Source organism: Streptomyces sp. NPDC056503, from assembly GCF_042794995.1.
In the GTDB taxonomy this organism is placed as follows: domain Bacteria; phylum Actinomycetota; class Actinomycetes; order Streptomycetales; family Streptomycetaceae; genus Streptomyces.
On the sequence record NZ_JBHTST010000002.1, the window covers coordinates 88,586 to 101,765 of the forward strand.

The 13,180-nt window shown below is 73.7% G+C and carries 15 protein-coding genes; 7 read left to right on the forward strand and 8 right to left on the reverse strand.

All coding sequences use genetic code 11. From position 1 onward, the window contains the following. Positions 1-458: 458 nt before the first annotated feature. Positions 459-1,175 (forward strand): flavodoxin family protein, encoded by a 717-nt coding sequence (locus tag ACFQ8C_RS01055; RefSeq protein WP_383450796.1) that lies wholly within the window; start codon positions 459-461, stop codon positions 1,173-1,175. Positions 1,176-1,512: 337 nt separating this feature from the next. Here ACFQ8C_RS01055 and ACFQ8C_RS01060 read toward each other — a convergent pair whose 3' ends face one another. The 4 genes from ACFQ8C_RS01060 to ACFQ8C_RS01075 form a co-directional block, all read right to left on the reverse strand. Next, on the reverse strand, positions 1,513-2,754 hold the full coding sequence (locus tag ACFQ8C_RS01060; protein ID WP_383450799.1) for an MFS transporter: 1,242 nt from the start codon (positions 2,752-2,754) through the stop codon (positions 1,513-1,515). After that, positions 2,751-4,100: a GH1 family beta-glucosidase gene (locus ACFQ8C_RS01065; protein WP_383450802.1), complete on the reverse strand. Its 1,350-nt coding sequence runs from the start codon at positions 4,098-4,100 to the stop codon at positions 2,751-2,753. The genes ACFQ8C_RS01060 and ACFQ8C_RS01065 overlap by 4 nt, the downstream gene beginning before the upstream one ends. A 75-nt stretch (positions 4,101-4,175) precedes the next feature. Beyond that, the gene (locus ACFQ8C_RS01070) at positions 4,176-5,285 is read right to left on the reverse strand and encodes a hypothetical protein (protein WP_383450947.1); all 1,110 of its coding nucleotides are present in this window, start codon (positions 5,283-5,285) and stop codon (positions 4,176-4,178) included. A 160-nt stretch (positions 5,286-5,445) separates the two neighbouring features. Continuing rightward, on the reverse strand, positions 5,446-6,009 hold the full coding sequence (locus ACFQ8C_RS01075) for a dihydrofolate reductase family protein (protein ID WP_383450805.1): 564 nt from the start codon (positions 6,007-6,009) through the stop codon (positions 5,446-5,448). Positions 6,010-6,205: 196 nt separating this feature from the next. Here ACFQ8C_RS01075 and ACFQ8C_RS01080 point away from each other — a divergent pair, with 196 nt between their 5' ends. Then, on the forward strand, positions 6,206-6,514 hold the full coding sequence (locus ACFQ8C_RS01080; protein WP_383450807.1) for a hypothetical protein: 309 nt from the start codon (positions 6,206-6,208) through the stop codon (positions 6,512-6,514). Further along, the gene (locus ACFQ8C_RS01085) at positions 6,511-6,783 is read left to right on the forward strand and encodes a hypothetical protein (protein WP_383450809.1); all 273 of its coding nucleotides are present in this window, start codon (positions 6,511-6,513) and stop codon (positions 6,781-6,783) included. The genes ACFQ8C_RS01080 and ACFQ8C_RS01085 overlap by 4 nt, the downstream gene beginning before the upstream one ends. Before the next feature lie 24 nt (positions 6,784-6,807). Here the strand turns inward: ACFQ8C_RS01085 and ACFQ8C_RS01090 are convergent, their stop codons facing one another. After that, positions 6,808-6,963, reverse strand: coding sequence for a hypothetical protein (locus ACFQ8C_RS01090; protein ID WP_383450811.1), 156 nt, complete (start codon positions 6,961-6,963; stop codon positions 6,808-6,810). 214 nt (positions 6,964-7,177) lie between these two features. On the opposite strand from ACFQ8C_RS01090, the gene ACFQ8C_RS01095 reads away from it, so the two are divergent. Genes ACFQ8C_RS01095 through ACFQ8C_RS01105 form a run of 3 tightly spaced genes read left to right on the forward strand, consistent with a single transcriptional unit; the run spans position 7,178 to position 9,635 of the window. Next, the gene (locus ACFQ8C_RS01095) at positions 7,178-7,861 is read left to right on the forward strand and encodes a VanZ family protein (RefSeq protein ID WP_383450814.1); all 684 of its coding nucleotides are present in this window, start codon (positions 7,178-7,180) and stop codon (positions 7,859-7,861) included. A gap of 9 nt (positions 7,862-7,870) precedes the next feature. Next, positions 7,871-8,569 (forward strand): response regulator transcription factor, encoded by a 699-nt coding sequence (locus tag ACFQ8C_RS01100; protein ID WP_383450817.1) that lies wholly within the window; start codon positions 7,871-7,873, stop codon positions 8,567-8,569. Further along, complete coding sequence (locus tag ACFQ8C_RS01105; protein WP_383450820.1) at positions 8,562-9,635, forward strand: sensor histidine kinase; 1,074 nt, start codon at positions 8,562-8,564, stop codon at positions 9,633-9,635. Before ACFQ8C_RS01100 ends, ACFQ8C_RS01105 begins: the two co-directional genes overlap by 8 nt. 22 nt (positions 9,636-9,657) lie before the next feature. On the opposite strand, the gene ACFQ8C_RS01110 is transcribed toward ACFQ8C_RS01105, so the two are convergent. Continuing rightward, the gene (locus ACFQ8C_RS01110) at positions 9,658-10,905 is read right to left on the reverse strand and encodes an NADH:flavin oxidoreductase (protein WP_383450823.1); all 1,248 of its coding nucleotides are present in this window, start codon (positions 10,903-10,905) and stop codon (positions 9,658-9,660) included. A gap of 168 nt (positions 10,906-11,073) precedes the next feature. Between ACFQ8C_RS01110 and ACFQ8C_RS01115 the strand changes: the two genes are divergently transcribed. Next, positions 11,074-12,054 (forward strand): DUF2804 domain-containing protein, encoded by a 981-nt coding sequence (locus tag ACFQ8C_RS01115; protein ID WP_383450825.1) that lies wholly within the window; start codon positions 11,074-11,076, stop codon positions 12,052-12,054. A 40-nt stretch (positions 12,055-12,094) separates the two neighbouring features. Here ACFQ8C_RS01115 and ACFQ8C_RS01120 read toward each other — a convergent pair whose 3' ends face one another. Continuing rightward, a complete protein-coding gene (locus ACFQ8C_RS01120; RefSeq protein ID WP_383450827.1) occupies positions 12,095-12,598 on the reverse strand; it encodes a DinB family protein in 504 nt (167 codons plus the stop codon). Positions 12,599-12,680: 82 nt separating this feature from the next. After that, positions 12,681-13,019 (reverse strand): hypothetical protein, encoded by a 339-nt coding sequence (locus tag ACFQ8C_RS01125; protein ID WP_383450830.1) that lies wholly within the window; start codon positions 13,017-13,019, stop codon positions 12,681-12,683. Between the last annotated feature and the right edge of the window lie 161 nt (positions 13,020-13,180).

A 13,180-nucleotide genomic window follows, 5' to 3' on the forward strand; every position in this document is an offset into this window, starting at 1 on the left:
AGTCGACGGGATTAAGCATTTCGCACACGATTCAATGATGAATGCGATCCACAGTGGATCGGTCAATGAATGCGAATGCGTGGGTGGGATTTCATACCGGGTCGAGCGAGTCGGCGCCGGGCCGGGGCCGTGGGGCTTGCCGCAGCGGGATTCATCATGATCGTCGCCGCAAGCCGGGCCGTCGCACAGATGCCGTCCGCCCAGTCGGGCACGTGCCGGTCGGACAGGGGGCCGGGGTGTCCCGCCGATCCGAGTCGGCGATACAGGTCATCGGTGCGGGCCACGCGGGTGATCGGAAGGGCGACTCGCTGCCGTGGGCGCGGCGTTCGGTCATTCCGCTCGACGAGGCGAGACAGTGGACGGGATTTTCGGCCGGACCGACCCGGGGCCCTGTCGACGTCGGCGGCCGGGCGCGGCCGCTCGTCCGACCACCCACTCGCTCACAAAGGGATGCATCGATGACCGACGCCAGTTCGTCCTACCGTGATCTCCGCGCGCTGGTGATCAACTGCACGCTCAAGCGGTCGCCGGAGCGCAGCCACACGCAGGGGCTGATCGACATCAGCACCGGCATCATGGAGCGCCAGGGCGTCGAGGTCGAGGTGCTGCGGGCGGTGGATCTCGACCTCGCGACCGGTGTGTGGCCGGACATGACCGAGCACGGGTGGGAGACCGACGAGTGGCCCGTCGTCTACTCGAAGGTGATGGCCGCGGACATCCTCACCTTGGCCGGACCCGTATGGCTGGGAGACAACTCCTCGGTCATGAAGAAAGTGATCGAGCGCCTGTACGCATGCTCGTCGGTCCTCAACGACCGTGGCCAGTACGCGTATTACGGCCGGGTCGGGGGTTGTCTGATCACCGGTAACGAGGACGGCGCCAAACACTGCGCGATGAACGTGATCTACAGCCTGCAGCACCTGGGGTACGTGATCCCGCCGCAGGCGGACGCCGGCTGGGTCGGCCCGGCCGGGCCGGGCCCGTCGTACCTGGACGAGGGCTCGGGTGGCCCGGAGAACGACTTCACCAACCGCAACGCCACGTTCATGACGTGGAACCTGCTGCACCTCGCCCGGATGCTCAAGGACGCCGGCGGCATCCCGGCGTACGGCAACCAGCGCTCCGGGTGGGACGCCGGCTGCCGATTCGACTTCGAGAACCCCGAGCATCGTTGAGCGATGAGCGCGGACCTGGGAACGCGGCCGAGGAGGTCCCGGCTTGGGGTGTCGATCGGTGACGCGGTCCGAGCCGCGGTGCGGCAGCCGTCCGTAGCCGGACCGGCGGCGGGCGCTGCCCCAGGGGCGACTGCCGCGGACAGCGTAAGCGCGCGGGGGCGCCGCGGTTCGGGTGGGGTGCCCGAGTGTTCCGCCCGTCCGGAGCGGGGCGGCTCGTACCGCCTCGACCGGGACGGTCCTCGCCCGGCGCCCGGTCATCCGCCGGGAGGCCTGCCCCGACGGCACCACCGCCAGGTCCTGCCACGGGGTCCGAGGCCGGACGGCCTGTCCGCCGGGTTCAGTCCACCGCCCTGATCCGTCGCACCAGCACCGCCCCCAGCAGCCCCACCCCCGCCGCCACCGCGTACAGGGTGCGGTAGCCGCCCAGGTGGTTGACGAGGGGGGCGGCCAGGGCCGGGGCGGCCACCTGGGGGAGGGAGTTGGCGATGTTGATGACGCCCAGGTCCTTGCCCCGGTCGGCGGCCTTCGGGAGGACGTCCGTCATCAGGGCGAAGTCGACGGAGGTGAAGACGCCGAAGCCGATGCCCAGGAGGGTGGCGGCGACGAGGGCTCCGGGCCAGGTCTGCCAGCCCGCGAGGAGGGCCGTGGCCGCCGCCATCAGGATCCCGGACCAGAGGACGAACGGCTTGCGCCGTCCCACGCGGTCCGACCAGATCCCGCCGACGACGACGGTGGCGAGGAGGGTGACGCCGTTGACCGCCGTCAGGACGAGGACACCGGTCTCCGGGTCCGTGTGGTGCAGCCGGTCGCGCAGGTAGTAGAAGAGGTAGAGGAGGACGAGCGCGTTGCCCAGGTTGATGAGGAAGCGGGTCAGCCAGGCCCACGCGAGGTCGGGGTGGGCGCGGGGGCTCAGCCGGAACCCGGCCAGGAAGCGCCTCCACGACCAGGCGGGGCGGTCGGCGGCGGCGAGGCGCAGATCCGGGTGGCGCAGGACGTACGGCGCGACGCCGAGCAGGGTGAACACCGCGCAGGCCGCGTACCCCGCGCCCACTCCCCCGGCCGTCGTCGCGAGCCCGGTGCCGGCGACGACGCCCAGGATCTGCGCGGCGCCCAACCAGCCGCCCACCGCGCCCCGCTGGCCCCGCGGCACCCGGTCCGGTACGGCGGCCGTGACGGCGGCGAAGGCCGCGTTCAGCGTCAGCTGCACCAGGCACCAGCCCAGGAACAGGACCCACACCGTGTCCGCCGTGCCGAGCAGCAGCAGGGCCAGCGCCCCTCCCGCCGACCCCGCCACGATCCACGGCGTACGCCGCCCGAACCGCGACACGGTCCGGTCCGACAGCGCGCCGAAGAGCGGGTTCGCGGCCAGCGACACCACCGCTCCGACGCCGGTCACCCACGCGAGCAGCGCCTCCTTGGACAGGCCGGCGCCGGGCGCGAACCGCTCGGCCTGCTGCGCGAGCAGGATCTGGAGCGGCCCGTACCAGCCGACCCAGATCGCGCCGTTGGCCAGCGACAGCGCGGCCGTCCAGCCGCGCCCGACCCGCTCGGCGGGCTCCTCCAGGGCGAGCGCCGTCATGCCCGTGCCCGCTGTGCTCTCAGCGCGTCCCGCAGCCAGGCGTAGGAGGCCTTCGGCGTGCGCTCCCCGGTGGCGTAGTCGACGTGCACGAGGCCGAACCGCTTCGTGTAGCCCTCGGCCCACTCGAAGTTGTCCATGAGCGACCAGTGGAAGTAGCCGCGGACGTCGACGCCCGCCTCGATGGCCCGGTGCAGGGCCCGCAGGTGGCCGTCCAGGTAGGCGATGCGGGCCTGGTCGTCGAGGCCGTCGTAGGCGCAGCCGTTCTCGGTGACGACCAGGGGCGGCAGGCGGTCGCCGTAGCGGTCGCGGAAGGAGACGAGGAGTTCGGTGAACGCGTCGGGGACCACCGGCCAGCCGAAGTCCGTGACCGGGTACCCGTCGATCGGGCGCACCGAGAAGGGCAGTCCGGCGGGGAGGGTGAGTCCGGAGAACTCCACGTCCTCCGCGACCGGCGCGCCCGCCCTCGTCGGCTGGTAGAAGTTGATCCCGTACCAGTCGAGCGTGGACTCGGAGATCGTCTTCAGGTCGGCGTCCACGTCCCCACCGGGCATGAGCTCGCCGAATCCGTCCGGGTAGCGGCCGAGCAGCAGCGGGTCGGAGAAGAGCCGGTTGAGGATGAGGTCGTAGAGATCGGCGGCCTCGGCGTCGGCCGGGCTGTCGGAGGCGGGCCAGGTCGGTCCGTGCGAGTTGGCGATCCCGATGTCCGTGACGCCGGCGGCGCGCAGCGCGCCGGCGGCGAGGCCGTGGCCGAGGAGCTGGTGGTGGGCGACGGGGAGCGCGTCGAACAGCAGCTTCCTGCCGGGCGCGTGGGCGCCGAGCGCGTGGCCGAGGAGGGTGTGCTCGGCGGGCTCGTTGAGGGTGATCCACTTCGTGACGCGGTCGCCGAGCCGTTCGGCGACGGTCGCCGCGTACGCCGCGAAGCGGGACGCGGTGTCCCGCTCCAGCCAGCCGCCCGCCTCCTCGACCTCCAGCGGCAGGTCCCAGTGGAAGAGCGTCGGCACCGGCCGCACGCCCCGCGCGCACAGCTCGTCGACCAGCCGGTCGTAGAAGTCGAGGCCGCCGGGCGCGAGCACGCGCGGCCAGGAGATCGAGAAGCGGTACGCGTCCACGCCCAGGTCGTGGAGGAGGCCGACGTCCTCGCGGTAGCGGTTCACGTGGTCGCAGGCCACGTCCGCCGTGGAGCCGTCCCTGATCCGTCCGGGCTCGGCGCCGAAGGCGTCCCACACCGAGGGGCGGCGTCCGGCGACGTCGCCCTCGATCTGGTGGGCCGAGGTGGAGACACCCCAGAGGAAACCGGGCGGGAACTTCGGAAGCGCGTCCGTGGTAGCTGCCATGGCCGCGATCATCGGTACCGGTCAGTAGGAAGTCAACACCCTGGTCACAGAGGTGAATTGTCTCCGGAATTCCTCACGTTGCGCGCTTCAGGAACGGGTCGCGGTGGCACACCCGTCGTCCGCCGCGCCCGTCCCGCCGCTCGGGTCGAGCGGCGTGGTGCGGTCGTACGGGTCGACCTGACGGGACGCGTCGGCGGACCCCTCGTCGGCGGCGTCCCTGCCGAAGGGCGGCACGAAGTAGCCGGTGGGCGCGTCGCAGCCGCCGTTGGTCATGTCGAGCGCGTACGACACGAGGGACATCGTGCCGGGTTCGGTGACGACCTTGTCGGGGTCGTCCCAGCTCATGACGATCTGGCGCCGCACGATCGTACGGATGACCTCGGCGTCGCTCCCGGCGTCGCCGGCGGCCGGGGTGACCGGGTAGACGAAGGTGACGTCCGCCGTCACCTCGACCGCGCCCCGCCTGCCCTCGCGGTACGTGAGCCGGCCGCGGGTCTTGACGACGTCGCCGACCAGCCGGGCCTGTTCCGGCCGGAAGCGGCTGAAGAGGAGGAGCGGGTCGGTATCGGGGGTGGGCGCCGCCTTGGTGGACAGGGCGGTACGCAGGTACTGCCGCACGTCCTGCTGGTGCGGGTTCAGCAGCGCGATCGCCTTGGCGGGCCGCTTACCGCGCAGCACGTCGGAGTCGAGTCCGGCGGCCACCAGGAAGTCCCGGCTCCGCCGGAGGGCCCGCTCGACCTGGGCCGCGTCCATCCAGCCGGTCGCCTTCGCGCCCGGCACCGTGATCCCGGCCGCGCCGTCGGCCCACCGGGCGGCGGGCGAGCCCCGGAAGGGCTCGGCCAGGGTCGCCCGTCCGGCGGGCTCGGCCCCGGGGGCCTCCTGCGGCCTCTCGGACTCGGCGGCCAGGGGCGGCTTGTCCTGTCCGCCGCCGTCACCCCCGCCGAACCAGCCGACGATCCGCTGCGGGAAGAGCGCCACCACCAGCAGCGTCACCGCCGCGACCAGCCCCGTCACGTACCAGCCCGTCCTGCGCCGGGGCCGCGCCGCGGGTGTGTACGTACGCCACCCCTCCGGCTGCCCTCCCCCGTCCCGCAGCCGCCGCTCCACTTCACGGGCCCGCGCCGAAGGCTCGACGGGCGCGTCGCCCGCCCCGGCCTCGGCATCGCGGAGGAACCGCTCCCACTCCTCGTCCGGCACGGACGATCCGTCCTGCCCCCCGGCCCTGCTCACACGCACTCCCGCTCTCGCTCGCCCCGTGGTCGATGACTCGGACCGCATGATCGCACGCGCGTACGACAAACCGGCGGGTCGACCGGACGGCACGTCAGGTCAGCGCGGCCTCGCGTCCGCCGGAACGTCAGCGCACCACGCGGTAGCGGAGGTAGACGACCTCCGACGTGAAGGTGCGGGACTCGACGAGTTCGAGGTTCACCCGGCGCTCGTCGCGGGCGAAGAAGGGGATGCCGCCGCCGAGCAGGACCGGGGAGATCCTGACGCGGTACTCGTCGATCAGGTCCGCCGCGGCCGCCTCGGCGGCGAGGGCCGCGCCGCCGAGGGCGATCTGGCCCTGCCCCGGCTCCGCCCGCAGCCGCTCGATCTCCTCCGCGAGGCTGCCGGTGGCGAGCCGGGCGTGGCCCTTCACCTCGGTCAGGGTCCTGGAGAAGACGACCTTGGGGAGCGGGTTCCAGAGCTCGACCCACTCGCGCGTCGGGGCGTCGAGCGTCGGATCCTCCTCCATGCCCTCCCAGTACAGCATCGTCTCGTACAGCCGCCGACCGAGCAGGTGGACGTCGACCCCGCGGGTCTCCTCGATGGCGAAGCGGAAGACCTCCTCGTCCGGGTCTCCCCAGTCGATGTCGCCTTCCGGGTCCACGATGAAACCGTCGAGCGAGACGCCCATCGAGTAGGTCACACTGCGCATCAGAAGTCCACCTCAGTCACGGGTTCGGTCGTCGTTCCACGCCGGGCCACTCCGGGCCACGCCATTCTGGCAGTCCGGGGGGCGTTCCCGGCGGCGGCGACGCGCCCGCGCGCGCTCCCGCGCGGAGCGGTCGCTGCTCTACCGTGGGAGCCGACGCCTGGTCAGAAGACCGTGTGCGCAAGGGAGAAGAGGTGCGATGGGCGCCCTGCCCCGAAGCGGCGGACCCGACGGACCCGCCGGGCCGGGCCTTCCCCGAACCGCCAACGCGATCGCCGCGGCGCTCGCCCCTGGACGCAAGGGGCCGTTCCTGGAGGAGCTGCTCGCCGCCGAGGCCGGGGAGGCGCAGCTGGCGGTGATGGAGCGCTGGCACCTGCGGGCCGTCGCCGACACGCGGCGGAGCGAGGCGGACCGCGCGCAGGCGGGCGCGCTGCGCGTCGGGGAGGGGGGCGGTGCGCGGGTCCGTCCGCTCGACGACGTCCTCGCCTCGCTGAACGGGCCCTGGTGAACCACGGTCTGAGCGAGCAGGCCGCCGCCGTCCTCGCGGCCATGTCCGCCGGGGCCCCCGGGACGTTCACCGCGACCGTACGGACCCTGACCGCCATCACGGCCGCGCACGAACGCGGCACCGTGCCGTCCGGCGCCAGCCCCGTCGACCAGTGGGGCGACGTGTTCGACCTCGACGTCCCCGGCCGGCCCGTGCTCGTCGAATGGTTCGCCGGGGACCCGGAGTCGGTGACGTTCACCCGGATCACCTGGCTGGAAGCCGCCCCGTAGACGCCGCGTGCCGGCGGCGGGCCGTCACCTGGCGCGTTGCGCCGTCGACTTCCTCTTGGCCCTGCGCTCGGCCTCCTTGCGCCTCTCGATCGTGTACGGGGACCAGTCGCCGCGGTGCAGGTTGCAGCGGGAGGCCCCGATCATGGCCAGCCGCCGGCACCTGGTGTTCTTCTCCGTCATCGCTCCACACCTGGACTGTGTCGTCGCCACGCTTCCCCCTCGGTGCCGGTGACCTGCGGACGGGCTCAGCCTTCCAGCATCCGAAGGCCGCGGGGAGGCGCACGCCGAAGCACGGGACGCTCCCGCTCGGCACGGCGGGGCGCACGCCGTGTATCGCCCGTGTATCGGAAATCGCATACGCCGCCGCAACCGCCCGCCGTGTTCCCTGGGCGACATGTACAGCGACACACGCAGGATCGTCCTTCTCTGCCTCGCCGTCCTCGCGTCGGCGGGCGGCTTGTTCGTCGTGCGGGGGCCGCTCCTGATGTCCGCGCCGATGTGCCTGTCCGGGCGGTGGCAGGGGTGCTTCGGGACGTTCAACGGCGTGGTGCTCATGACGCTGGTCACGCTGCCGGCCGCCGTGCTGGTGGCGTGGGGGCTGGCCTGGCGTCGGCGGGCGGCGGGGGTCGCGTCGGCGTGGCGGCTGTCGCTGGCCGAGGTGGGCATGGTGCACGGGACCCTGCCGTTCCTGTGGATGACGATGATCCCGGGCGGTGGGGCCGGTGTCGTACCGCCCCGGGTGAGCCTGGTGCCGCTGCGGGACCTGGTCGTGATGGGGCCGCTCGGCATCGTCGGCAACCTCCTGGTCTTCGCCTCGCTCGGGTTCTTCGCCCCGGTCCGGTTCGCCGCGCTGACCTCCCTGCCGCGGATCCTGGCCCTGGGGGCGGGGTGCTCGGCGCTGGTGGAGACCGCGCAGTACGTGCTGCGGCTGGACCGGGTGTCGTCCGTGGACGACGTCCTGGTCAACGCCACCGGAGCCGTACTGGCCGGGCTGGCGTCGCGCCGCTGGTGGCGGGCGCGTACGGGCGGGTCCGCGGCCGCGGCCTCGCTCACACCGGAGGCGACCCGCGTTGCTTAGGCTGCGGGCATGCGCGTACTGATCGTGGAGGACGAGCCGTACCTCGCCGAGGCCGTCCGGGACGGGCTCCGGCTGGAGGCGATCGCCGCCGACATCGCCGGCGACGGGGACACCGCCCTGGAGCTGCTCCGCCTCCACTCCTACGACCTGGCGGTCCTCGACCGGGACGTCCCCGGACCGTCCGGTGACGAGGTCGCGCGGCGCATCGTGGCCTCCGGCAGCGGCATCCCGATCCTCATGCTGACGGCCGCGGACCGGATCGACGACAAGGAGTCCGGGTTCGCCCTCGGTGCCGACGACTACCTGACCAAGCCGTTCGAGCTGCGGGAGCTCGTCGTGCGCCTGCGCGCGCTCGACCGCAGGCGGGCGTACACCCGGCCGCCGGTCCGTGAGATCGCGGGGCTGCGGGTGGACCCCTTCCGCCGGGAGGTCTTCCGCGACGGGCGGTACGTGGCGCTCACCCGCAAGCAGTTCGCGGTCCTGGAGGTCCTCGTCGCCGCGGAGGGCGGGGTCGTCAGCGCCGAGGAGCTGCTGGCGCGGGCCTGGGACGAGAACGCCGACCCGTTCACCAACGCGGTGCGCATCACGGTCTCGGCCCTGCGCAAGCGGCTCGGCGAACCGTGGGTCATCGCCACGGTGCCGGGTGTCGGGTACCGCATCGACGCCGGGCCCGGCGCGCCCGAGGGTGCCGGTCGCGCGCATGCCTAGGCGTCCGGGGGTCAGCGTCCGGCTGAAGCTGACGCTCAGCTACGCCGGGTTCCTCGCCGTCGCCGGTGGTCTGCTGCTGGCCGTGGTGTGGGGGTACCTGCTGCGGTACGTACCCGACAAGGACCAGGGGCTGCTCGGGGTCTCGCCCAACCGCTACCTCCTGGTGCGGACCTTCTTCCCCGCCGCGGGCGTGGCGATGGCCTTCCTGCTCGTGTTCGGGCTCGTCGGGGGCTGGTTCCTGGCCGGCCGGATGCTCGCGCCGCTCGACCGGATCACGGCCGCGGCGCGGACGGCGGGGAGCGGATCGCTGTCGCACCGGATCCGGATGGAGGGGCGCCAGGACGAGTTCCGTGAACTCGCCGACGCCTTCGACACGATGCTCGGGCGGCTGGAGTCGCACGTCGGCGAGCAGCGGCGGTTCGCCGCGAACGCCTCGCACGAGCTGCGGACACCGCTGGCCATCTCGCAGGCGCTGCTGGACGTCGCCCGCGAGGACCCCGCGCGGGACCGGGACGAGCTCATCGAACGCCTCCGGGTCGTCAACGCGCGGGCGATCGACCTCACGGAGGCCCTGCTGCTGCTGAGCCGCAGCGACCGCGGGGGTTTCGCCCGTGAGCCGGTCGACCTCTCCCTCGTCGCGGAGGAGGCCGCCGAGACCCTGCTTCCCCTGGCCGAGCAGCGCGGGGTCGCGCTCGACGTCACGGGCGGCGCGACGCGGACCGGCGGCTCGGCGGAGCTCCTGCTGCGGATGATGACGAACCTCGTCCAGAACGCGATCGTCCACAACCTGCCCGCCGGCGGCACGGTGACGGTCCACACGGAGGCGCGGGACGGCGCGGGCGTGGTGCGGGTCGAGAACACGGGGCCCGTGCTCCCGGCGGAGCTCGTACCGACCCTGACCGAGCCCTTCCGGCGTGGCACGGACCGCGTCCGGACCGACGAACACGCCGGCGTCGGACTCGGCCTCGCGCTCGTGCAGAGCGTCGTCCGCGCCCACGGCGGCACCCTGGACCTCGTCGCCCGGCCGGCCGGCGGGCTCCTCGTCACGGTCCTGCTTCCCGACTGACCCCGCGCGGTGGCGGACGCGCTCACCGGGCCGGCCGGCCGGGGCCCGGGGCGGGGTCGTGGGCGGGGCCGGGGCCGAGGACCGGGCAGTGGGTGCCGGTGTAGATGGTGGGCATGCAGCGGTTGCAGTGGATGCAGAGCGAGCGGGTCTCCGGTGCGTCGCCGAGGCGGCGGACCAGGTCGGGCTCGCGCAGCAGGGCCCGGGCCATGGCGACGAACTCGAAGCCCTCGGCCATGGCCCGGTCCATCCCCTCCCGGTCGGTGACCCCGCCGAGGAGGATCAGCGGCAGCGCGAGCGCCTCGCGGAAGCTCCGGGCCTCCTCCAGCAGGTACAGCGGCTCGTAGGGGTACGCCCGCAGGAACGAGCGGCCGACCGTGCGCAGCCCGAGGCGCTGCGGCAGCGGGAACCGGGCCGCGAACTCCTTGAGGGGGGCGTCGCCGCGGAACAGGTACATCGGGTTGAGCAGCGAGCTGCCGGCGGTCAGGGCGAGCGCGTCCACCGAGCCCTCCTCCTCCAGCCAGCGCGCGACCTGGAGGCTGTCGTCCGGGGAGAGGCCGCCGCGCACGCCGTCGGTCATGTTCAGCTTCGCGGTGATCGCGATCCGGTCCCCGACCTCCTCGCGCACGGCGCGGGCGAGGGCCAGGGCGAGGCGCGCGCGGTTGCGCAGCGGGCCGCCGTAGCCGTCGGTCCGCCGGTTGAGCCGGGGGCTGAGGAAGGCGCTGGCCAGGTAGTTGTGGCCGAGGTGGAGCTCCACCGCGTCGGCCCCGGCCGCCACGGCGAGCCGGGCCGCCGACGCGTGGGCCCTGACCACCCGGTCGAGGTCCTCCGCCGTGGCGGCCCGGTCGCGGCGCAGGCTGACCGGGTTGAATCCGCCCGTCGGGGAGAGGGAGGGCAGCCGGTTCGACCGGGCGTCGGCCACCGGCCCGGCGTGCCCGAGCTGGAGGGAGACGGCGGCGCCCTCCCCGTGGACGGCGGCGGTGAGCCGGCGCAGGCCGGGCAGCACGTCGTCGCGCATCCACAACTGCGCGCGCTGGGTGCGGCCTTCGGGTGCGACGGCGCAGTACGCGACCGTGCTCATCGCCACTCCCCCGGCGGCGGGCCGGCGGTGGTACTCGATGAGCCCGTCGGTCACCAGGGCGTCGGGCGTGAGTCCCTCGAACGTCGCCGCCTTGATCACCCTGTTGCGCAGCCGTACGGGCCCGAGGCGGGCCGGGGCGAGCGCGTCGGGTGCGGGACCGGAGGGGCCGGGAGGCCGGTTGGCTGCGGTCATGCGCGGAGCATCGCACAGAACTGACGAACAGTCAGCTCTCGGGGCGAGGGTGAGGGCGAGGGCGGGGACGGGGACGGGGCGAGGGCCGGAACAGGGGCGAGGGTCGGGACAGGGGAGGGAACGGCGGCAGGGGCGGCGGTCCCGCGACCGCGGGCCTATCCTGCGCGGATGACACACGAGCCGGAACTGACCTCCCCCGTGGACCTGTGCCTTCCCGGAGGACGGCTGAACCCGGCCGCCGTCGGCTGGACCCGGCGCCCCCTCCACTCCGCCAACCTGCGCGGCTGGGGCCGGACCAAGCGCTGGGAGTACTGGGGCATCGTCACGCCGGACCACATCGTCGGCCTCGTCGCCTCCTCGCTCGACTACGCGGGCGTGCACGGTGTCTACGTGCTGGAGCGCGCCACCGGCCGCGAGACCGCCACCGACGTCGTGGTGCCGCTGGCCCGTGGCGCCCGCTTCCCCGCGCGCAGCGGCGAGGGGGAGGTCACGGCCCGCGGCTCCGGCCTGACGGTCCTGATCCGGCAGCGCCCGGACGGCACGACGATCCACGCGGCGGCGAAGGACGTGCGGCTCGACGTCGAGGTGCCGTACCCCCCTGACCACGAGTCGCTCGGCGTGGTCGTGCCGTGGAGCGGCCGGCGGTTCCAGTACACGGTCAAGGACGTGGGCCGCCCGGTCCGCGGCACTCTGGAGCTGCGCGGCCGGACGTACGAGGTGGGCGGGCCGGACTCCTTCGCCGTACTGGACCACGGCCGCGGCAAGTGGCCCTACGCGGTCACCTGGAACTGGGCCGCCGGCGCGGCCCCCGGGCGAGCCGTCCAGCTCGGCGGGAAGTGGACCGAGGGGACGGGCGTCACGGAGAACGCGCTGTTCCTGGACGGCCGCCTGCACAAGATCGGCGAGGAGCTCCGGTGGAGCTACGACCGGTCCGACTGGCTGCGCCCCTGGCACATCACCGGCGAACGGGTGGACGCGCGCTTCCACCCGTTCCACGAGAAGGCCGCCCGGACCGACCTGGTCGTCGTGGCGAACGAGACCCACCAGTGCTTCGGCCGGTTCACCGGTCGCGCCGCCGCCGACGACGGCACGGAGATCAGCCTCGACGGCCTGGTCGGCTGGGCCGAGGAGGCGCGCAACCGCTGGTAGGGCACGGCCCTCACCACGGCACTCCGGCTGCCGTCCCGGCCTAGCCGGTCGTGCCGTCGAGCATCTCCCGCAGGATGTCCAGGTGGCCGTTGTGGCGGGCCGTCTCCTCGGTGAGGTGGAGGAGGATCCAGCGCAGGTCGACGTGGACGCCGTCGCGGACGGCGCGCTTGGCCTTGGTGTCCAGGGGGTGCGCGGCGGCCAGTTCGCGGTAGCGGGCGCTGTGTTCGGCGTACTCGTCGAGCAGTCGCGGGAGCGGGAAGTCGACCGCGACGCGCATCTCGCGGTCGGGGTCGTCCTCGGTCCAGGGGCCCTCGTCCTCCTCGCCCAGGAAGACGACCTGGAACCAGTAGTACTCGACCCAGCGAAGGTGGTTGATCAGACCGTTCATGGTCATGAGCGGCGAACCGGGGAGGAGCGCCTTGCGCGCGTTCTCCGCGGAGACCCCCTCGCACTTGGCGAGGGCGGTGTCCCGCGCGTAGTCGAGGAACGTGGCGAGCTGGGTGCGCTCGTCCCACGCGGGCGGTGTGTCATCGATTCTGGTCATCGCCCGAAGCCTCTCCGATCCGTACGGCCGCTGTCGACGTGTTTTCGCCACGCCTCGGGGCGTACGGCCCGGGCGGGCGCCGTCAGGACGCGCCGAACGACCAGAAGACGCCCACCTCGTCGGCGCTCACCGCGATCAGGCCCAGGTCGTCGAAGAGGTCCAGGCCGTCGACGTACGCGCCCGTGACGAAGCGGTGGAACCGGGTGCCCGCGAGCCCCGCGGCGACGAAGTCCGGGCCGGCGTCTCCGGCGGCCGCGGCCGCGTTGGTCCAGTACCGCGCGTCGGGACCGTACCGGTCGAGCAGGGTCCGGGCGTCCGCCAGGACGCCCTCGCGGTCCGGGCGCGTCCGGACCGGCGCGGGCTCCCCCTGCCATTCCTCGGCCATGACGGCGAGCGCGCCGGCCGCCGCGTCCGCCCCCACGGGGTACAGGCGGGCGGGGAGGCCGGACGCGGCCGGAGGGTCGAAGGGGTACGCGGGGAGAGCGTGGCGGACGTCGGGTCGCCGGACGCGCGCTCGTCCGGCGCTCCCTCCCCTGCGCGGCACCCCGGCACTTCGCCGGTCCGCCCGCAGGCCCCGTCCCA

What these genes read in the sequence shown, in the direction of transcription:
- ACFQ8C_RS01055 (WP_383450796.1), top strand. Translation starts at nt 459, where the DNA reads ATGACCGACGCCAGTTCGTCCTACCGTGATCTCCGCGCGCTGGTGATC.
- ACFQ8C_RS01060 (WP_383450799.1), bottom strand. Translation starts at nt 2,754, where the DNA reads ATGACGGCGCTCGCCCTGGAGGAGCCCGCCGAGCGGGTCGGGCGCGGC.
- ACFQ8C_RS01065 (WP_383450802.1), bottom strand. Translation starts at nt 4,100, where the DNA reads ATGATCGCGGCCATGGCAGCTACCACGGACGCGCTTCCGAAGTTCCCG.
- ACFQ8C_RS01075 (WP_383450805.1), bottom strand. Translation starts at nt 6,009, where the DNA reads ATGCGCAGTGTGACCTACTCGATGGGCGTCTCGCTCGACGGTTTCATC.
- ACFQ8C_RS01080 (WP_383450807.1), top strand. Translation starts at nt 6,206, where the DNA reads ATGGGCGCCCTGCCCCGAAGCGGCGGACCCGACGGACCCGCCGGGCCG.
- ACFQ8C_RS01090 (WP_383450811.1), bottom strand. Translation starts at nt 6,963, where the DNA reads ATGACGGAGAAGAACACCAGGTGCCGGCGGCTGGCCATGATCGGGGCC.
- ACFQ8C_RS01095 (WP_383450814.1), top strand. Translation starts at nt 7,178, where the DNA reads ATGTACAGCGACACACGCAGGATCGTCCTTCTCTGCCTCGCCGTCCTC.
- ACFQ8C_RS01100 (WP_383450817.1), top strand. Translation starts at nt 7,871, where the DNA reads ATGCGCGTACTGATCGTGGAGGACGAGCCGTACCTCGCCGAGGCCGTC.
- ACFQ8C_RS01105 (WP_383450820.1), top strand. Translation starts at nt 8,562, where the DNA reads ATGCCTAGGCGTCCGGGGGTCAGCGTCCGGCTGAAGCTGACGCTCAGC.
- ACFQ8C_RS01110 (WP_383450823.1), bottom strand. Translation starts at nt 10,905, where the DNA reads ATGACCGCAGCCAACCGGCCTCCCGGCCCCTCCGGTCCCGCACCCGAC.
- ACFQ8C_RS01115 (WP_383450825.1), top strand. Translation starts at nt 11,074, where the DNA reads ATGACACACGAGCCGGAACTGACCTCCCCCGTGGACCTGTGCCTTCCC.
- ACFQ8C_RS01120 (WP_383450827.1), bottom strand. Translation starts at nt 12,598, where the DNA reads ATGACCAGAATCGATGACACACCGCCCGCGTGGGACGAGCGCACCCAG.